Origin of the sequence: Olivibacter sp. CPCC 100613 (genome assembly GCF_036959255.1) — a bacterium.
Classification (GTDB): domain Bacteria; phylum Bacteroidota; class Bacteroidia; order Sphingobacteriales; family Sphingobacteriaceae; genus Olivibacter.
Genome location: NZ_JAWMTI010000001.1, coordinates 480,645 through 500,407, shown reverse-complemented (window position 1 = coordinate 500,407; position 19,763 = coordinate 480,645). Strand labels below are relative to the sequence as shown.

General features: G+C 41.6%; 14 protein-coding genes. 11 read left to right on the top strand and 3 right to left on the bottom strand.

Features of this window, described 5'->3' with window-relative positions; translation table 11 throughout:
- Window positions 1–88 precede the first annotated feature (88 nt).
- Entirely contained in the window at window positions 89–964 is an 876-nt protein-coding gene (locus RYH73_RS01980) for an AraC family transcriptional regulator (RefSeq protein WP_335311578.1), read from the bottom strand.
- A gap of 343 nt (window positions 965–1,307) precedes the next feature.
- On the opposite strand from RYH73_RS01980, the gene RYH73_RS01975 reads away from it, so the two are divergent.
- Genes RYH73_RS01975 through RYH73_RS01955 form a run of 5 tightly spaced genes read left to right on the top strand, consistent with a single transcriptional unit; the run spans window position 1,308 to window position 7,284 of the window.
- Complete coding sequence (locus tag RYH73_RS01975; protein ID WP_335311577.1) at window positions 1,308–2,465, top strand: iron-containing alcohol dehydrogenase; 1,158 nt, start codon at window positions 1,308–1,310, stop codon at window positions 2,463–2,465.
- Between the two features lie 32 nt (window positions 2,466–2,497).
- Complete coding sequence (locus RYH73_RS01970; protein WP_335311576.1) at window positions 2,498–3,436, top strand: dihydrodipicolinate synthase family protein; 939 nt, start codon at window positions 2,498–2,500, stop codon at window positions 3,434–3,436.
- Window positions 3,429–4,469 (top strand): 4-hydroxythreonine-4-phosphate dehydrogenase PdxA, encoded by a 1,041-nt coding sequence (gene pdxA / locus RYH73_RS01965; RefSeq protein ID WP_335311575.1) that lies wholly within the window; start codon window positions 3,429–3,431, stop codon window positions 4,467–4,469. The genes RYH73_RS01970 and pdxA overlap by 8 nt, the downstream gene beginning before the upstream one ends.
- Entirely contained in the window at window positions 4,466–5,620 is a 1,155-nt protein-coding gene (locus RYH73_RS01960; protein WP_335311574.1) for a four-carbon acid sugar kinase family protein, read from the top strand. The genes pdxA and RYH73_RS01960 overlap by 4 nt, the downstream gene beginning before the upstream one ends.
- Window positions 5,621–5,649: 29 nt before the next feature.
- Window positions 5,650–7,284 (top strand): sodium:solute symporter, encoded by a 1,635-nt coding sequence (locus RYH73_RS01955; protein ID WP_335311573.1) that lies wholly within the window; start codon window positions 5,650–5,652, stop codon window positions 7,282–7,284.
- A 427-nt stretch (window positions 7,285–7,711) separates the two neighbouring features.
- On the opposite strand, the gene RYH73_RS01950 is transcribed toward RYH73_RS01955, so the two are convergent.
- Window positions 7,712–9,298, bottom strand: coding sequence for an ABC-F family ATP-binding cassette domain-containing protein (locus RYH73_RS01950; protein ID WP_335311572.1), 1,587 nt, complete (start codon window positions 9,296–9,298; stop codon window positions 7,712–7,714).
- Between the two features lie 140 nt (window positions 9,299–9,438).
- The gene (locus RYH73_RS01945; protein WP_335311571.1) at window positions 9,439–10,029 is read right to left on the bottom strand and encodes an RNA polymerase sigma factor; all 591 of its coding nucleotides are present in this window, start codon (window positions 10,027–10,029) and stop codon (window positions 9,439–9,441) included.
- A 132-nt stretch (window positions 10,030–10,161) separates the two neighbouring features.
- Between RYH73_RS01945 and RYH73_RS01940 the strand changes: the two genes are divergently transcribed.
- From RYH73_RS01940 to RYH73_RS01915, 6 genes are all read left to right on the top strand, one after another.
- Window positions 10,162–11,292, top strand: a complete 1,131-nt coding sequence (locus RYH73_RS01940; protein ID WP_335311570.1) for a FecR family protein — start codon at window positions 10,162–10,164, stop codon at window positions 11,290–11,292.
- A 180-nt stretch (window positions 11,293–11,472) separates the two neighbouring features.
- A complete protein-coding gene (locus RYH73_RS01935; protein ID WP_335311569.1) occupies window positions 11,473–14,778 on the top strand; it encodes a TonB-dependent receptor in 3,306 nt (1,101 codons plus the stop codon).
- A 29-nt stretch (window positions 14,779–14,807) separates the two neighbouring features.
- Window positions 14,808–16,271 carry a RagB/SusD family nutrient uptake outer membrane protein gene (locus tag RYH73_RS01930; RefSeq protein WP_335311568.1) on the top strand — a complete coding sequence of 488 codons (1,464 nt, stop codon included), beginning with the start codon at window positions 14,808–14,810 and terminating at the stop codon, window positions 16,269–16,271.
- 24 nt (window positions 16,272–16,295) lie between these two features.
- A complete protein-coding gene (locus RYH73_RS01925) occupies window positions 16,296–17,996 on the top strand; it encodes an arylsulfatase (protein WP_335311567.1) in 1,701 nt (566 codons plus the stop codon).
- 101 nt (window positions 17,997–18,097) lie between these two features.
- Window positions 18,098–18,697, top strand: coding sequence for an RNA polymerase sigma factor (locus tag RYH73_RS01920; RefSeq protein WP_335311566.1), 600 nt, complete (start codon window positions 18,098–18,100; stop codon window positions 18,695–18,697).
- Window positions 18,698–18,768: 71 nt separating this feature from the next.
- Window positions 18,769–19,737, top strand: coding sequence for a FecR family protein (locus RYH73_RS01915; RefSeq protein ID WP_335311565.1), 969 nt, complete (start codon window positions 18,769–18,771; stop codon window positions 19,735–19,737).
- Window positions 19,738–19,763 lie beyond the last annotated feature (26 nt).

Sequence of the window (19,763 nt, the reverse complement as noted above, 5' to 3'; positions counted from 1 at the left end):
TCAAACTTTGCGCCAAAGCGTAATTTTCATCGGTTAAGAGTGTCTCGTAATTGCAATAATGAGCGTATAAAAAAGGATGAAATAGGTTTTAGGCGCGCGAAAGGTGAATCCGTTTGTATTCCAAGGGGGTGACGCCTTTTTGTTTCTTAAAGTGTCGGTAAAAATTAGATACGTTATTAAAACCACACTCGAAACAAATGACCTCTGTCGGTAAGATATTTTCTATTAATAGTCGACAAGCATGACTTATCCGAATTTCAATCAGAAAATCATAGTAGCTTTTTCTGGTCATCATTTTGAAATAACGGCAAAAAGACGTGACACTCAGATTGCTTATCGCGGCTATTTCTTTCAGCGTGATCTCTGACTTATAATTGCTGAAGGTGTAAGTGTAAACTTTGTTTAAGCGAATCGTATCAGCTTCATTGGGTGAAGTAAAGGCATGGTATTTATTGGTTATCAGTTTATATTCTTCGCTTTCTGCTAAGGTTTTCAGGATAGATAATAGGATAATGATGCGTTCCAAGTTCTCTGCGGTTGAACACGTATGCATCAATTGCGCAACTTTTTTTTGTGTTTCTCCATAAAAAATCATTCCGCTCTTCGCTTTCTCATATAATTTTGGAATCAGGTAAGCTTCTGGAATATTCATCCAATCTTTTCCCAAACAGTCGGGCAAAAATTGCATAACAATTGCTTCAATATTGAAAGCTGGATCTTGTTGAAAATATTCTTCGCGGCAACGCCAGGCATGTGGTAAATTTTCGCCTAGTAAAATAATTTCACCGGATGAAAAATTATCAATGTGATCACCAATAAAGCGTAAGCCTTCGCCCCTGATATTGTAATGTAATTCCAATTCAGGATGGTAATGCCAAACATTGCCAAAGTTAGGCATGACATCGTGGTTGATGGTAAAAGAGCTCTCTGACTTTACGGGAACTTTTTTTAAACGAGGTTTCATTGCGCACTAATTTAAACGAGTATCTTATAATATCTGACCAAATCTATAATCGCTTTATGCCATTTGATAACTCGTTCCCTTTAGGCCTGTGAACGAGTTTGGTTAGCTTATGCTTGTTATAGCATGATTTCCTCAAAAGTAATATGTTTATATTTTCTATGCAAATATTGTATAAGATGAGGGGAAAATTGTACAACAAAGTGGTTTTACCGAGCCCTATATTTGAATTTCATTTATAGCCGGTGTAAGCCGCTAATAAAAGGAACGATAGCGGCCATTATAAACTTCCGAGGCTCATGAATAGGGTCATTAAATTTTATTAAATGGCCGGCAATTGCGTTTTATGATGACAGTTTTACGAGATATCAGTGTTAATTTCCCAAACAGAATACTTTTTGGAGATGGGTGTTTGAATCAGATAGTGCCTAATATCGAACCATTAGGTCTAAAAAAAGTGCTAATCATCAGCATAGCACCTTTATTACCTAATTTACAAGGGTTAATTGATCAGTTGGAAAGCAACGGTGTAAAAATTTATATAGATGCGAAGATCGAACAAGAGCCTTCATTTCATGACCTTAATCGACTGATAAACCACTACCAGCCTATGGAGATTGATGGTGTTATTGGTGTCGGAGGAGGCAGCGTGCTGGATATTGCCAAGCTTGCAGCTGTGCAATTAAAAAGCGATCTTAATTTGGAAGAACTCGTTGGTAAAGATCTGATTCCGGGTAGAACCATTAAGCTGATATGCGTTCCTACAACTGCTGGTACAGGAAGTGAAGTCTCCCCCAACGCGATTCTTATCGACCCAATTGATCATCAAAAAAAGGGAATCATTAGCCCCTTTCTGGTGCCGGACTTGGTTTGCGTGGATCCCTTATTGATGCATAGCGTACCCCCGGAGATAACGGCCGCAACCGGGCTTGATGCCCTTACCCATTGCCTGGAAGCCTACACAAATAAATTTGCACACCCTTTTATTGATGTATACGCCTTGGAAGGAATAAAGCTGATCGCTTCCCATATCGTACAAGCGGTTGAGAATGGGAATGATGCGTATGCTCGAGCGCAGGTTGCAATGGGGAGCTTGTTTGGCGGATTCTGTTTGGGACCGGTTAATACGGCAGCTGTACACGCATTAGCTTATCCTTTGGGAACAAGCTTCCATATGGCGCATGGCTTGTCCAACGCTTTACTCTTGCCGCATGTGATGGCTTTTAACATGGCTGTTGCACCTGGTCGTTATGTGAATGTTGCTGCAGCTCTTGGCTGTGAAAAATTGAGTGATGAGATGGAAATGGCCCACGCAGGAGTTGAAAAAATTAAACAAATCATCCAAGCATGCAGTCTCCCGGCAAGACTAAGAGACCTAAACATTCCAAAAAGCTCGCTTCCTCAATTGGCTGAAGATGCCATGAAAATAACCAGATTATTAGTAAACAATCCAAGGGAAATTACCATACAAGATGCAATATCTATTTATCAGGACGCCTATTAATAGATAGCTGTAAAAAAACAAAAGATTGACAGATGAAGACAAAAAAGAAATACCATGGTACCATCGTTCCCTTAGTAACTCCCATCAATATAAAGTATCAGCTCGATAAAGAAGCAGTAACAAGAATTTTAGAGAATTTAAGGCAATTTAATGCGTCTCCTTTCATTTTAGGGACCACAGGAGAGTCCGCCTTGTTGACCAATCAATTGAAACAAGAGTATCTCGAAACCGTTGCAAGCATTCGGTCTACCGAGCATAAATTATATGTTGGGATTTCCTCCAATTCGATGAAAGAAACCATCGATTTTTCGAAGAGATGTTTTGAATTTGGGGCCGATGCGGTAGTTGCCACTCTTCCATTTTATTACAAATTATCCGAACGTCAGATCAAGAAGTATTTTCTTCAACTGGCAGATCATGTCGCGGGTCCGATGATTATTTATAATATACCCGCTACTACCCATATGTCGATACCGCTCGGTTTATTAGATGAACTCAGCTTACATGAGAATATTGTAGCCACCAAGGATTCTGAGCGTTCGGAAGAACGCCTGCAAGAATCCTTGGCTCGCTGGGCAGACAGACCTGATTTTAGCCATTTGCTTGGCTGGGCCGCAAAGTCTGCCGATGCATTGCTGCAAGGAAGTGATGGTTTGGTGCCCAGTACCGGTAATTTGGCACCTTCTATTTATGACGGTATGTATAAGGCAATTGCTGATGGTTCGGAAGAAAAAGCATATTATTATCAAAGGCAATCGGATTTATTGGGCGATCTTTATCAAAAAGGAAGAACCTTAGGTGAATCGCTGTGGGCGTTGAAAGTACTGATGCAATCCGTCGGTTTATGCGAACCCAATGTGATGCCCCCGTTGCAAGGATCGTCTACGGAAGAAGTCAATCTCTTGAGGGAGTCTTTTCAACAACTTATTAAAGAAGAAGGAATAAAATTGAATATTTATAACCATGTCTGAGAAGCCAATCATCGGAATTACTATGGGCGATCCAGCCAGTATTGGACCTGAAATTGCCGTTAAAGCGCTATTAAAAACAAGTGTACACGATATATGTCGACCCGTATTGGTGGGCAATGCAAACATATTTCAACATATTTTAGAAACCCTGCGTATAAACGCATCGATTCATCCCATAGGGAATATAAGGGAGGCGGAGTTTATCCCCGGTCGATTGGATGTCTATGATTTGGGACCGGTTGATTTAAGTGCCATTCATTTTGGGCAGGTGTCAATTGCGGCGGGAGATGCTGCTTTTCATGCCGTAAAAAAAGTAATTGAGTTGGCTATGGATGGAGAAGTTGATGCTACCGTGACCGGGCCGATCAATAAAAAATCAATCAGCGAAGCAGGCCACCCGTATCCAGGACATACCGAAATCTACGCGCACTATACCCATACTAAAAAATATGCCATGCTACTAGTGGAGGAGCAAATGCGCGTTATTCACGTTTCAACCCATGTTTCGCTCCGACAAGCCTGTGATTTGGTGAAAAAGGATCGTATTTTAGAAGTCATTGAGTTGCTGCAAGGGGGCTTACGCAGTTTAGGTGTAAAAAATTTAAAAATCGGTGTGGCAGGTCTCAACCCACATGCCGGTGACTCGGGTTTGTTCGGAACAGAGGATGACGAGGAGATCGCGCCTGCGGTGGCATCAGCATGTCAACTTGGATATGATGTGGAAGGGCCTGTTCCTGCAGATACACTTTTTTCCAAGGCGGCCACCGGTTATTATGGCGGAATTGTAGCCATGTATCATGATCAGGGGCATATTCCTTTTAAGTTAACCGGTTTCAAATGGAATCCTGAAAAGAAGCAAATGGACAGTGTTAAAGGGGTTAATATTACGATGGGATTACCGATTATTCGTACGTCAGTGGATCATGGTACGGCCTTTGAAATTGCCGGTAAAGGCATTGCAAGTGAAGATGCTATGTTGTTAGCAATTGAGGCAGCAACCCAATTGGCATTAAACAAAATATACAGTGTATGATTATTGTAATCGCAGATGATTTGACGGGAGCTACAGAGTTAGGAGGGATTGGTCTGCGCTATAACCTGCGGGTTGAGATCACGAATCAAATTGGCGTTTCTATAGCAATGGGAACCGATCTGTTGATTATTAATACCGACACGCGGTCCATGGCGTTAGCAGAGGCTATCGTGCAGCTAGAAAAGGTGCTTGATTGGATTAAGGGACTCTCTTATACTTTTTTATTTAAAAAGGTAGATTCGGTTTTAAGGGGTTATGTAGTCGCCGAGACTGTCGCGCAAATGTCAGTCACGGGCGTGCAACGGGCTTTGCTGCTCCCCGCAAATCCGCGTTTGGGGCGAACTATCCGAAAGGGCAAATATTATATACAGGATAAACCGATCAATGAGACAGCCTTCTCAAGCGACCCTGAATTTCCTGTAAAGAGTGCGGATGTGTTGACAATGTTGGGTGCGCAAGGAGAGGTACAAATAAAATCGCACCACGAAGTCTTTCCTAAAAAAGGTTTGGTGATCGGTGAATTGTCAAGTGAAGAGGATATGCATAAATGGCTACAAATAGCACCGGAAGATGTTCTTTTTGTGGGCGGATCTTCGGCATTTATTGCTTTTCTTGAACACCGTACAAAAAGCGTAAAAAATGAAAAAGCGGATGAGAACCAGGTTTTTACCGGATTCAAAAGACCTTCTTTGTACGTCTGCGGTAGTAACTATGAAAAAAGCATCCAACGAATTCAGGCCTGGCGTATGGCGAATGAACCTGTTTGCTATCTTCCTGTTATTCAGTCGGGTAAAATGATTGATGAGGGCGAGCTTCTTCGTTGGAAGGAGCGTGTGAATGCCGCCCTTACCTACCACCAAAAAGCGATTATTGCTTTCGATAACGAGCTCGTATCAAAGATGGATTTAGCCCCCGGATTTTTAAGGGACAGTATGGCAAAAATAATGAACGACTTATTGAATGAACTTTCCATTCAAGAGCTTGTAATAGAAGGAGGTGCGACTGCTGGAGCGATATTGGCTCATCGGCAGATAGGACAATTAAAACCATTGGAAGAACTAGCTCCAGGGGTAATCCGCTGTAGCATACCTAAAGATCCCGAAATATGGATAACTTTAAAGCCGGGTAGTTACCCATGGTATATGCTATAGCTAAAACTAACACTTAAACAACCAATATTATGACAAAAACTGCATTAGGGGCGGTTGATTACGGTATCATTATCATTGTTATTCTGATAACCTTATATATGGGGATGCGTTATGCAAAAAACCAAACCTCTACTCAGTCATTTTTCTCAGCAAGAGGCAGGGTGCCATCTTGGGCTATTGGGATTTCTCTTCTGGCAACGCTAATTAGTAGTGTAACCTTTTTGGGGTATCCAAGTGAAGGATTCACCTCCAATTGGATTTTACTGGTTCAAGGACTCATGGTGCCGATCGTATTATTAGTAAGTATCTGGTTTATCGTTCCCATGTACCGAAAAGTAATCGGATTAAGCACCTATGAATATTTTGAAAAGCGCTTCGGATCTTTTGCGCGTTATTATAGCTCCATTGCTTTTGTTCTACGACAATTTTCAGGAATGGGAACAGTATTATATCTGTTGGCGGTTGCGTTGAGCAGCATGACAGGGGTAAATACGTTTTGGGTAATTGCAGGTACCGGTGCAATTATCATTACAATTAACTTACTGGGAGGACTTGAGGCGGTAATTTGGTTGGATGTCTTTCAGGGATTCATGTTGTTTTTAAGTGGAATTATCTGCTTGTTATTAATATTTTTTGCGGTTGATGGTGGCGTCGAAAAGGTATGGCAAATTGCACAAATAAATCATCGTACAGGCTTCGGGCCCTATGACCTGGACTTTAAAAACCTTACATTCATTGTGGTTGCCATTAATGGCTTGTTTTATGGAATACAAAAATATGGAACCGATCAAACCGTTGTACAACGCTATTTAACCGCTAAAACAGATAAAGGCGCAATCGGTGCTTCTTTATTGGGTATTCTGCTTACAGTACCGGTCTGGGCGCTTTTTATGTTTATAGGTACGGCTCTTTTCGCTTATTACACGCAACAGCCGTTACCCGATAATGTCAACGCTAATAGCGTGTTTCCTTATTTTATTATGACGGAACTCCCAACAGGAGTTGTGGGCTTTGTGTTGGCTGCAATGATATCGGCTGCTATTTGTAGCTTAAGCGCAGATCTCAACGCACTAGCAGCTGTCGGTGTTGAGGATTATTATAAAAAAATGAGGCCTGGAAAGGAAGATCGCGTATATCTAACGAGTAGTAAATGGATTGTGGTTTTGTCGGGTATAATTACCATCGCCATCGGGTTTGTATATGCATATTTGGGAAGTGAAGGGATTTTGGGGGTGATTTTTACGTTGTATGCCATATTCTCCGGCGGAATTGTCGGAATCTTTTTGTTAGGTCTATTTTCAAGCAGGGCGAATGAAAGGGGGGTTAATATTGCGATCATAACATGTATCTTTTTTACAGCCTATGCGCTCTTAACATCCACCGAGATCGGTATTGGGGAGGACAAGTACAAATTGCTGGATTTAGGCTCCCTAAATTTTACCCACCATAAATTGATGTTGGGCGTTTACAGCCATATTTTGGTGGTAGTGGTAGGGTATATTGGCAGCTTGTTTTTTCCTAAACCAGCCATCAATGAAAACTTACTTTACAGTGGGTGGTTGAAATTAAAAAGAGCACGTAAACAAAAGGCTGAACAATTGAACAAATTGAAAATCGAGGAGTCTGGGAGCGATGTCTATAAAATGTATCAGGAAAGATTGTAATAGCATCAAACTTTAAACACACGCCGCTACCTAAGAAATAGATAGCACCCATCCCACCTCTATTCCTATGCTATTCCTGCAACATCCGTACTGGGTACGTGCTATAGAAACACAATGAAATACGGATGGGTGGCGGAGGTATACCAAATGATAGGTGGACTTAACGTGGACTAAAGGTGGACTTTATGTGGACTTAACGTCGATGTTAATAATATTTTTCATCATAATAAACGTGTCGTGTTTTGATTAAGGAAGGATTTACAAATATACGAAGAAAATGTGATAAACCGTTTTCGTCCACCATCATTGTTAATAGGGATAAATTAGATAAGAAATACTGGATTAACACCCATCAATTGATAATCTGAGTTAATAAATAATAATTTTTTAACCGCTATTTCATGAAATATCATGGTCAATCTATGTATTAAAGGGCAATGGTACGCTCCATATAAATCTGTTCTAAAAAATGGAAATCATGCGATACAACGATCAGTGTACCTTTGTATGCGTTGATCGCTGCGGTTAATATATCAATATTTTGAACATCTAAATTGTTCGTTGGTTCATCCAGTATAATCAAATCCGGTGATTCTTTGTACATATTAAGACAACAAAGCATCAATCGCATTCTTTCACCACCACTTAACTTGCTACAAACCTTATTCCAATCACCGTTAGTAAACAAGAAGCGATTTAAACGAACTTTTACTTCGTGCTCCTCCAAAGCTGCGTCATTATATGTTTGTGCCTGTTCATATACCGTAAGCTGATCCTGAATTAATGAATAATCCTGGTCAATGTAAACCGCGTTAGTCAAAACACGAAACACTTTACCGATTGTTGGACTTAATTTTCCCAGCATAATCTTCATCAGGCTTGTCTTACCGGAACCATTTAATCCTTGCAGGTGAATACGCTCACCGCTGGTAATTTGAAAATTTAGGTTTTCTTTCCATAAGTTTTTGTATGCGTAAGAAAAGTTAATATCAATGGCCGAAAATAAGATTTTTCCTTTATGCAATGTAGAATCTTCAAAACCGAATTTTATTTTATCAATTTCCGGTAAGGCTGAACGTAGTGTTTGGAGATCGTGCGAAATTCCGTCAATTTTTTCACTATGTACGCTTTTTATTTTGGTACTGCTTTTTTCTGCATTGTTTCGTAATGTGTTCATCATAATGCGAGCAACACCTGCCTTTTCTTGTTTTTTCTTACCGCGTGCATCTAATTTTTGTTGTCTTTCTGTGGTTTCCCTTTCCTGTTCCTTCGCCTTACGTAACGCCTTCTCTTTGCTTTTAACATCCTGGTTTAAGGCTTTGACCTCTATTCCTTTTTGTTGGGTATAAAAGTCATAATTACCTCCGTAGCGTTTAATACCGTTTTTATTCAACTCGCAAACCGTATTTAACAATTTTAAAAGGGTTCTATCGTGACTGACCACGAGCAATGTACTCGAGGTAGATTCAATAAATTCGTATAGCAGTTTTCTACCAGCCGTATCAAGATGATTACTGGGCTCATCAAGTAACACTAACTTGGGGCGATGAATTGTAATTCCTGCCAGAAAAACCTTTGTTTTTTGTCCGCCGCTTAATGTGTGCATCCCTTGCGTTAATTTCAATCCTGCTAAGTGCCACTGATCCAGTGCTTCAAGACAACGTTCATCGATGGTCCAATCATCTGCTAATGTATCCATTAACTCTTCCGTAGCTCGCCCCGCTAAAATCTCCCCTAGCGCATAGAGCTTTTGTTCAACATGCAATGCCTGCGCAATGGTTAAATGGTTGAACTGCCCAAAAACCTGTGGGATATAATAAGGTGTCTCGTTTGTTAGCAACTCACCTTGCGTGATTTTCTGTTCGCCGCAGATGATTTTAAGGAGTGTAGACTTCCCGGAGCCATTATGACCAATCAAGGCAATTTTGTCGTGATTATTTACGATAAGATTAATACCGTCAAATAACTGTTCTTTATCTGGATGTTTATATGATATATTTCGTAAGATAAGCATGGATTTCTTTCTTAAAGGGTGCAACCATAGAACCAAGTATTCTTGGAACTTATGTTATTGTTTTCGAAAGAAATTAAATCCTACATGTAAATAGACGTGTGTGGTTTGCGACGGCAAATATACATTTTTTTTGAGAAAGACTATAAAAGGAGAAGTTTTTTCAATCCTAAGCGAATGTGTTTCAATGCATAGGTTAACTGATTTTCGACGGTACGCTTGGATATGTTTAATCGGTGTGAAATTTCCTGATTACTCAATTGGTCTTCTCTGCTTAGACTAAAAATCTCTTGACATCTTTTAGGAAGCTCCTTCAAAAGATAGGTTTTGAATAAACTCAGTTCTTCAAAGCGTTCGTTGTATTCGGCGCTATTGATCGTTATTTCTGTGCTTAAGGATTTGAGCGTCTGTTCATCCACAAAGGTGAGTGATTCTTTATGTCGTGCTCTTAAATATTTGTAAGTATGATATCGACAGGCGTTTTTAACATAGGCATGGAATTCACGTATTTCCAGCTTTTCACGTTTCAACCAAATATTTAGGAAGACGTTATGCACAATATCTCGGCTCGCTTCGGCATCTCTTAAAAAATGGAAAGCACCCGCATAGGCCATTTCCCAGTGGCGGTTAAATAGTTGGTGATAGGCGTATTGATCACCAGCCTGTACGTTCTTCCATAATTCGTGATCCGTTTTTACCAAGGTTAAGTCTATTAAAATGGTAGAGTTTTTCAAAAATACGATTTAGCATGGATAATCAAAACAATTTGCTTATAAATCCCCGGAAGACCAATAAGAAAAAATAAAATTTAAAATTTTATGTGTGTGCTTGGCATTTTAGGGCTCTTTATATATAACCAATCATATATGACCGAAGAAGAGTATATTATTTTATATGAGAAAAGAGCAAAAGGTACTTGTTCTGGCAGCGAGCTATCGCGATTGGAAGCCTTTGAGAAGTTTCAATTGACGCATGAGAACTGGGACTGGGACGAATCGATGGGCGAGAAAGAGACGGTAAAGCAGCAACTTTTGCAGGGGATCGAACAATCGTTACGATCCTCCGTCGGGAAGCGGACCCAGTGGTCGGTATGGAGCAGTGCAGCGGCAGCGATTATTTTGCTGGCAATTGGTTTCATCTGGTATACAAAGGAGCCTGCTATCAACAGGGAGCAAAAGGAGCGTCATAATGATGTTGCCTCTGGATATGATAAAGCTCGATTGACCTTAGGAAACGGTGCTACGATGGAGCTGAATGGAAAGGAAAGAGGATCGCTATTAAAAGATAGTTATTTGGAAGTCTTAAGCGCGGCTGATGGACAATTGATTTATCGGTTTAATGACGCTGTTGATATGGAAGAAGAAAATTGGAGCACCTTGGAAACGCCGAAAGGAGGGCAATATCAATTACAATTGCCGGACGGTTCGAAGGTATGGTTAAATGCCTCGTCCTCCCTGCGGTTTTCCAATGAATTCAATCGTAATGAGCGGATAGTTGAATTACAGGGCGAAGCCTATTTTGAGGTGAGCAAATCGAGTAAACCCTTTCGAGTCGTGGCGGGAGGTACGGAAGTGGTAGTGCTGGGTACACATTTTAATATCAGTGCCTATCAAGACGATCAGCTTACGAAGACTACACTGTTAGCGGGGGCGGTGAAGGTTATTCGTCATGGTACAAATCGGTTACTTAAACCCGGCGAGCAGGCCTTGGTGCAAGGAGAGGAGACCGATATCAGCATCTTACGAGTTGACACGGAAGAGGCAGTGGCCTGGCACCATGGCCTGTTTATGTTCACCAATGAGGATATACGAAGCGTTATGAAAAAAATACAGCGTTGGTACGATGTTGAAGTGGTGTATGAAAAAAACATTACAAACTATCAACTAAGCGGTAGCATATCGCGGTACGGCGATATAAAGGACGTGCTGCAAATGCTCGAATTAACTGGTATTGTACATTTCAAAAAAGAGGGAAGGAGGATTGTTGTGATGAAATAATCAAAATCGAAAAGGGCAAAAGAGCCGGAAGTGCAGCAACACTTCCAGCAAATTGGGGCCCTATTAATAGATAAGAAAGCAACCATTAATAAATAACCCAAACTATTCAAAAGTATGAAATTTTGTACTGTATCCCTATATGGTAAGGGACATTACATGCTTAAAAAATCCTGTAGGATTATGAAGCTATCACTTATATTAACCATGCTGACTATTGTGAAAGCTGCTGCGGTAAGCTACGGGCAGCAAATCACCATTAAGCAAAAGAATATCTCCGTTGAAGAAACGTTAAAAGTTATTCGTAAGCAGATTGGTTATAACATTCTGTATAGTCCTCAGATTGTCAATAAGGGTCATCGTTTTGATATCGATAGGCAAAATGCTCCGCTGCAAGATGTGCTCGACGAAGTATTTGAAGGGCAGCCTTTTCTTTACACCATCAATGGCAAAACCATTGTAATTAAAGATAAGTTACCATTTACAGAGAGCGAAGGTTCTGTACAACAGCTTATTGAAGGGCAAGTTGTTGATGAGCAAGGGGCTCCTTTAGCAGGTGTTACTGTTATCCTTAAAAATAGCAATATAGTTACGCAAACGGATGCGACGGGAATATTTCGATTACAGGTGGCTGGTCAAGATGCCATTACATTAATTGTTCGCTCACTAGGCTATCTGACGCAAGAACTGCGCGTTTCTAATACCGAAAAATTAAAAATAGCGCTGAAAGAAGAGCAAACCAGTCTCGATCAGGTTGTCGTCATTGGTTACGGGACACAGAAAAAAAGTGATATCACGGGTTCGGTGAGCTCAATTAGATCAGCTGATTTCAATAAGGGAACGAATACGACATTTGATCAACTTATCAGCGGTAAGGCCAGCGGTGTCCAGGTTATACAAAATAGTGCGGAGCCCGGAGGAGGTGTTTCGGTCCGGATTCGTGGAGCGAGTTCTATAAATGCCGGTTCCAGCCCACTCTATGTCATCGATGGTTTGCCCATTGATAATGCACCGGTTGTAACTGGCGGAGGTGCGAATTTTGATGCACCACGTGTACCTAGAAATCCATTGGCTGCTTTAAATCCTGCCGATATTGAATCCATCGAAATTTTAAAGGATGCTTCGGCTACCGCCATATATGGCGCTAGAGGAGCTAACGGTGTTGTTATCGTTACAACAAAAAAAGGAAAAGATGGTTCCACACAAGTTTCTTATAATGCTTCGGGTGGTATACAACAGGTAGCACATAAGATCGACCTATTAAGCGCTGATGAGTATAAGACAGTGCTTAATGGTCTTGTAGATGCCGGAGGAGGGGCTGAAACTTACCGGATCGGCGATGATATAACGATGACCGACTGGCAAGATGAGGTATTTAGAAAAGCACTTATTCAAAACCATAGTTTATCTTTATCGGGGGGTAATAATAAGACAAAATTCTATACATCCTTCAATTATTTTGATCAGCAAGGGGTGGTCAGGAGCTCCGGTTTCAAACGTTATAGCGCCAAGCTCAATCTAAGTACAGCGGTTACAGATAAATTGGAAACCGGCGTTTCGCTAAATGTAAGTTATACACGAGATGACTATGCTCCGGGTGGATTTGGGATCAATGCTGAATCGGGTGCAATATATGCTACGCTAAATTTCGATCCAACATTGCCTATTCGGGATGCTAACGGTATATATACGTTGTCGCCCTTTTTAGATATGGATAATCCACTTGCATTGCTAGAAGGCGCGAATGCGCTTGCTAACACCTATCGTACTTTTGGTACAGCCTATGCGAAATATCAATTATTACCGGGTTTGTCGGCAAAGGTCAATTTAGGAGGAGATTTCTCTAGCCAAAAGCGGGACGTATATGTAAGTCGAATTACACGAGTTGGTGGTCCGCTGGGAGGTTCTGCGTCAATTTTACAGGGTACATTGAGCAATTATTTGATAGAAGGTACGCTCAATTATGACAAACAGTGGGATAATCATGCCATTAGCGCCGTTTTAGGTGCTACCACCCAACGGTTTATTATTGATAATACCAATCAGAATGCACGTAATTTTCCCTCTGATTTAACGGGGACTTACAATACGGGTTTGGGGGACCAAAGTACCTATCGACTTGGAAGTGAGCGCAGAACCAATCGACTACAATCTTATCTAGGTCGTATTAATTATACGTTCAAAGATAAGTATTTACTTACGGGATCTTTTCGTATGGACGGTTCCTCTCGGTTTGGTGTGAATAATAAGTTCGGCTATTTTCCCTCCTTTGCCCTTGGCTGGAAATTACATCAAGAAGCATTTATGCAGAACGCCAAAGCGATCTCTAACTTAAAACCACGTTTAAGTTGGGGGCAAACAGGTAATCAAGAAATCGGGGATTACGCGGCTATTACTACTTTTAGTACTGGTCCGGGGGCTATTCTCGATGATCAATTGATAAGCACCACGCAACCTGCACGTATTGCTAATCCCGATCTGAAATGGGAAACGACCGAGCAATTTAACCTGGGCCTTGATTTTGGTCTTTTTAATGAGCGTATAGCGGGGACCATTGATTACTTTCAGAAGAAAACGTTCAACATGTTATTGAACCTACCTATACCAACAACTACAGGTTTTACTTCTATCTTATCGAATGTTGGTAGCATACGAAACACAGGTTGGGATTTTGGCATAACGACGCAGAATTTAATAGGAGATTTTACTTGGACTACCAGTATTAATTTATCCACCTTGCGTAATAAAGTAGTAAACTTGGGGGGTATCGATCAGATAATTACAGGTGATGCGGGTCAAACGAATCAGGTGTTCATGATTAAAGAAGGATTACCCGTGTATTCTTTCTATGGCTATCAAATTGACGGTGTATGGCAGACAGACGATGATTTTTCGGTTACAAGGGATCCGGTAGCACCGGGCGATATCAAATACCGTGATATGAATGGCGATGGTGTTGTCAATGCAGAAGATCGGACGATCTTAGGGAATTCGTTTCCCAAGCTGACCTGGTCATTCGGGAATAATTTTTCTTATAAAAATTGGCAACTTTCTGTGTTTCTGGAGGGAGTACAGGGTGTCAGTATGTTGAATAACAATTTAGTAGATGCCTACTTTCCGGTACAATTCCGTCGCAACCGTTTCGCTGAACCTTACTTAAATCGTTGGACACCCGAGAATCCCTCAAATAAGTACCCTTCTTTTGTCAACCCAACAGGACAGGGTAGTAAATTAGTTAACAGTTATACCGTAGAAGATGCATCTTATCTTCGGGTTCGTACCCTTACCTTGGCCTATAACTTGCCATTAAACAAAAAATATTTACGAAACCTAGGTCTTAGTTTAACGGCTGAAAACCTATTGACCATTACGGACTACAGTGGTTTTGACCCTGCGGTTAATCCGAATGGAGGAGCATTTAATCGGATTGACTTTAACGCATATCCGGTAGCCAAAACATTCATTTTAGGTTTATCGGTGGATTTTTAACGAATGGTAGAATCAAGAATAGCATATCCATGAAAATTTATCAACTATATTTCATACTCCTCATCCTCATCGGATTGTGTGGATGCGAAAAACAATTGGAAGAACCAGTATATTCTCAGCTCGAACCAGCGGGCTTTTTGGCAACTGAAGAAGGTGTTAACTCCCTCCTCAATGCAGCTTTTGCCGAGGGCTATCTAAACGGCTACGAAGGGAAAAATCGCGTGATGCTCGAAAGCTGGTCGACCGATATCGAATGGGAAACGGATGGCGGCGAAAATAGAATTGCCTCTCAGGTAATCAATTTTACGCTAGACGCGTCGCTCGACTGGTTGTTTGGTACCCTTTGGCTTAGGCCCTATCGGGCCATCCGGAACGCTAACTTACTCTTGGATAACATCGATAATGCCTCACTTGTGGATGAAGATAAGGCGGTATATATAGCAGAAGCAAAATTTATTCGTGCATTAAGTTATGTTCATTTGTATTCATGGTTTGGACCGGTGCCCCTGCGTACTTCATCAAATGATCCTTTAAGCTTACCCAAAGCTGAAGACAGCTCCCTGCGTCAATTTATCGAAGAGGAGCTTTTAGCGGTTGCTACTGTGTTGCCGCCTCCTGGAAGTGAACGGAATTATGGGCGTCCCAATAAAGGAGCTGCTATGGCTTTGCTTTGTAAGTTTTACCTTAACACAAAACAGTGGCAGAAAGCGGCTGATGAGGCGCAAGCTGTTATTGACCTTGGAAAATATAACCTTTATCCCACTTACGAAAACCTCTTTAAAGTAGAAAACGAACGAAATAGTGAATTTATCTTGGTAAACCCCCAAAGCCCACAAGGAGCGGGTATGAACTATATGAATGGGGCTTTTCCTCCTGGCTTTGCAAGCGATCCACGCACAGGTCTTACCATGCGTAGTAATTGGGCTAATTGGGCCGCGCAATACCGTTTATATGATGCCTTTTACGATACTTTCGATGAAGCAGATAAGCGGAAGAGCCTTATCCTCACCAGTTATATTAATACGGAGGGCCGTACCGTGTCTTTGTTAAATAGTAACAATACGCGTTCCTTTAAATATTGGCCTGATGCGAATGCCATTGGCAATGAACATGGAAATGACATGTCAGAAATACGCTATGCAGATATACTCTTGGGTCGAGCTGAAGCATTAAATGAACTGAACGGACCTAATCAAGAATCGGTAGATTTGGTGAATCAAGTTAGAGAAAGAGCAGGGCTTGGCGCTAAATTGTTGCAAGTTGGGCAATTTCCGTCCAAAGACGATTTTAGAACCCATCTCCTGAAGGAACGCGGGTGGGAATTTTATTCCGAGGCGGGAATTAGACGGGAGGATCTGATTCGAATGGACCGCTTCATTGCATCGGCCCGTGAGCGGGGAAAAGCGAATGCACAGAATTACCATCGGTTTTTTCCTATTCCTCAAGCGGCGCTGGATGCAGATCCCGATTTAGTTCAAAATGAAGGATATTAAACATACCATAAAAACAATACAACAATGAAGAAAAACAACAAGTATGATCTGAAGAACCTAAGGCTACTGGCTTTAATAATCCTTTTCCACCTCCTTGTTGCACCTGTATCGGCACAACACCCAGATAAGCGGCCCAATATTGTCCTCATTTTAGCAGACGATTTAGGTTACTCCGACCTCGGCTGCTATGGAGGTGAAATTAAAACACCGAATCTTGACCGGTTGGCAAAAAACGGCGTTCGTTTCAGTCAGTTTTACAATACCTCACGTTGTTGCCCATCACGTGCCGCCTTATTGACGGGCGTTTACAACCATGATGCAGGTATTGGCGAAATGACTGCTCGAAGGGACGAGCCCGGTTATCAGGGGCATATTACGGCGAATACGGTTACCTTGGCAGAAGTGTTAAAGCAAGCAGGTTACCGAACCGCCATGGTTGGTAAATGGCACGTATCCAATACAATTGAGCAAAAAGATCCGCAGGAACAACTAAAATGGCTCAATCACCAGGCAAATTATCCGCTTTTCTCACCTTTAGAACAATATCCGACGCGTAGGGGATTTGAAAAATACTATGGGACTATATGGGGTGTTGTGGATTTTTTCGATCCCTTTAGCTTGGTAAATGGAGAAGAAGCGGTGAAAGAAGTGCCTTCAGGTTATTACCATACTGATGCTTTGAATGATACAGCTGTTCATTATGTTAAAACGTTGGCCCAAAACGATCAACCATTCTTTCTATATTTAGCACATAATGCACCACACTGGCCTTTACAAGCTTTACCTGAAGACATTGCTAAATACGAAAATACCTATAAGGTTGGTTGGTATGCTATTCGAAAGCAGCGTTATGAACGTATGGTATCCTTAGGGCTTATTGATCCAAAGCAAACACCTCTTTCTGAAGCACTCAAAGGTGATGAAGATTGGGAAAGTAATCCAAATAAGGATTGGGATGCCCATGCGATGGCTGTACATGCCGCCATGGTAGATCGTATGGATCAAGGCATTGGTCGCCTAATTCAGGCCTTGACGGAAACGGGTGCATTGGACAATACATTAATACTTTTTCTAAGCGACAATGGTGCAAGCCCGGAAAATTGCGCTGCTTATGGCCCCGGTTTTGACCGGCCAAGTGAAACAAGAGATGGCAAGTTAATTCGTTATCCCGTTGAGAAGGAAGTAATGGCCGGACCGCAAACGAGTTATGCTTCTATTGGTGCAAAATGGGCCAATGTTGCCAATACACCCTATAGAGAAGCCAAGGCACAGTCTTATGAGGGGGGTGTTAGAACACCCTTGATAGCGTATTGGCCTGCTGGGTTAAAAGCACCAAAAGGTAGTATTTCTGATCAGGTGGGACACATCACTGATTTTATGCGTACTTTTATTGAGTTGGCCAAATCAAACTACCCCGATACGTATAAAGGTAACCGTATTGTGCCTGCACAAGGGTTAAGCCTGGTTCCTGCTTTATTGGGTGAGAAATCTCCCGGGCATCAACTGTTATTTAATGAACACTACAATGCCAAATATGTACGAGCAGGTGACTGGAAGCTGGTTGCAAAACCTAAGGGCAAATGGCATTTATACAACTTAGCGGAAGATGGTTCAGAGAATAAAGATCTGGCAAGCGCAAATCCCGAAAGAGTGAAAGAGTTGGAAGCTAAATGGAAGGCATGGGCGCATGCACATCATGTGTATCCTAAACCTGGAGGAGAATAAGCAGGTCAAAAAGCGATGGGTATTAGGTACCCATCGCTTATAAAGAAGATTTAATGTTTCCATAATATGGACGGGTTATCTTTGTGCTAAGAGTTAAACGTATGCAACCTGTTCGGAAAATAGGCGAAACAAACTTAATCGAAGGCTTACGCGGCGGCGATACAGAGGCCTTTGAACAACTTTTTGATTTACATTGGGACGACCTTTATCGGCGAGCTTATTATCGGGTGAGAAACCGTGAAGTAGCCGAAGATCTTGTACAAGATGTATTTGCTGATCTATGGACACAGCGGCATGGGTTACAGATTCGCGATAACCTTGCCAGTTACCTTGGTGGAATACTCAAATATAAAATTATCTATTGGGCAAGTCAGCACGAGCGCGAAGAAAAACTACATACATACTTATTTCATCGGATGGAGGAGATTGAAAATACCATAATTGATCTCATGGAGGAGGCATCGTTGCAACAGACAATCGCCGAGGTGGTACAGGCTTTTCCTGAAAACATGCGCAAAATTTTCTTGTTGCGTACCCAAGATTATACGGTGGCGGAAATTGCCATAGCTTTACAGTTAGCAGATCAAACCATCCGAAATAATCATACGGAAGCACTGAGACGATTGAAATCGAAGCTTGTTGAAGCGTATCCGCATCTACCTATTTATGTTTTATTAACGCTCCTGTTTACAAAAACTTAACAATTTAACCATCTTTTCTTGAAGTATAGATCGCGCACTTTCTGCACTATAAGGGTGTAAAAGCAGAAAGTGTGAAATTTAGCGTCTATAAAAAATTATTAAAAAAGTATCATGCAGGTGAGGGTTCAGATGCCGAACGCCAACTTGTAGAGATTTGGTACGACTCATTTGAACGAGGGGAAACTGTATTTGATGCTCGTCCTAATATAGAAGAAAAGCAGCGCGTTAGAGAACGGTTAAGAACACATATGCGGGTAAGCTCATCTTTATCTGTAAGTGCAAAGCGTAGCAAACGGTTAATTCCTTGGTTAAAAGGAGCGGCAGCTGTTATCCTATTAGTGTGTGGTATCAGTTGGTTGATGCATTCTTATGTTCGCGATAAGCTTAACGTCAGCGACCAACAAACAGCGCATTTTTTTACCGGTCCTGGAGAGCAGAAACGTGTGGCGCTGCCTGATGGATCGACGGTAATACTGCGTGCCAATTCACGACTGGAGATGAAAAGGGATGCTAACAAAAAGCAACGGCTGGTTCAACTGAGTGGAGAGGCCTTTTTTGACGTTAAGTCGCTTGCAGGATCCCCCTTTTTTGTAGAAACAGACGAACTGCTCGTACAGGTTTTGGGTACTTCTTTTCATGTAAAAGCGTATACGTATAGGCCTACCACTCAGGTATTTGTTTACACAGGACGCATACAAGTCAACGATATCGCTAAGACACAAACATGGTTGTTGCGAAAGGGGGAGGGCTTCGATTACGATCAAATAAACAAACGATTTAAGAAACAATCCGCCGGTTTCGCCAATAGTTGGGACGATAGCGCACTAGACCTAAAGCAGGTCACTTTCTCAGAGCTTGCCTTGTCTTTTCGAGACATCTATAACTTGTCGTTAACGACAACAGACTCCACGGTCCTAAACCGTCATTACACACTTAAACTAAAATACCAGCGGAGCGCGTCAGAGACGCTAAAAATAATCTGTCATATGTTGAATAAGCAATATCGAAAGGAGGCAAATGGATACCTGAACATCTTCTAGCAATATATTAGGCATAGCTTCTACAG

Bases quoted from the DNA above. Each gene is read 5' to 3' on its own strand.
- RYH73_RS01980 (WP_335311578.1), bottom strand. From the start codon at position 964: ATGAAACCTCGTTTAAAAAAAGTTCCCGTAAAGTCAGAGAGCTCTTTT.
- RYH73_RS01975 (WP_335311577.1), top strand. From the start codon at position 1,308: ATGATGACAGTTTTACGAGATATCAGTGTTAATTTCCCAAACAGAATA.
- RYH73_RS01970 (WP_335311576.1), top strand. From the start codon at position 2,498: ATGAAGACAAAAAAGAAATACCATGGTACCATCGTTCCCTTAGTAACT.
- pdxA (WP_335311575.1), top strand. From the start codon at position 3,429: ATGTCTGAGAAGCCAATCATCGGAATTACTATGGGCGATCCAGCCAGT.
- RYH73_RS01960 (WP_335311574.1), top strand. From the start codon at position 4,466: ATGATTATTGTAATCGCAGATGATTTGACGGGAGCTACAGAGTTAGGA.
- RYH73_RS01955 (WP_335311573.1), top strand. From the start codon at position 5,650: ATGACAAAAACTGCATTAGGGGCGGTTGATTACGGTATCATTATCATT.
- RYH73_RS01950 (WP_335311572.1), bottom strand. From the start codon at position 9,298: ATGCTTATCTTACGAAATATATCATATAAACATCCAGATAAAGAACAG.
- RYH73_RS01940 (WP_335311570.1), top strand. From the start codon at position 10,162: ATGACCGAAGAAGAGTATATTATTTTATATGAGAAAAGAGCAAAAGGT.
- RYH73_RS01935 (WP_335311569.1), top strand. From the start codon at position 11,473: ATGAAGCTATCACTTATATTAACCATGCTGACTATTGTGAAAGCTGCT.
- RYH73_RS01930 (WP_335311568.1), top strand. From the start codon at position 14,808: ATGAAAATTTATCAACTATATTTCATACTCCTCATCCTCATCGGATTG.
- RYH73_RS01925 (WP_335311567.1), top strand. From the start codon at position 16,296: ATGAAGAAAAACAACAAGTATGATCTGAAGAACCTAAGGCTACTGGCT.
- RYH73_RS01920 (WP_335311566.1), top strand. From the start codon at position 18,098: ATGCAACCTGTTCGGAAAATAGGCGAAACAAACTTAATCGAAGGCTTA.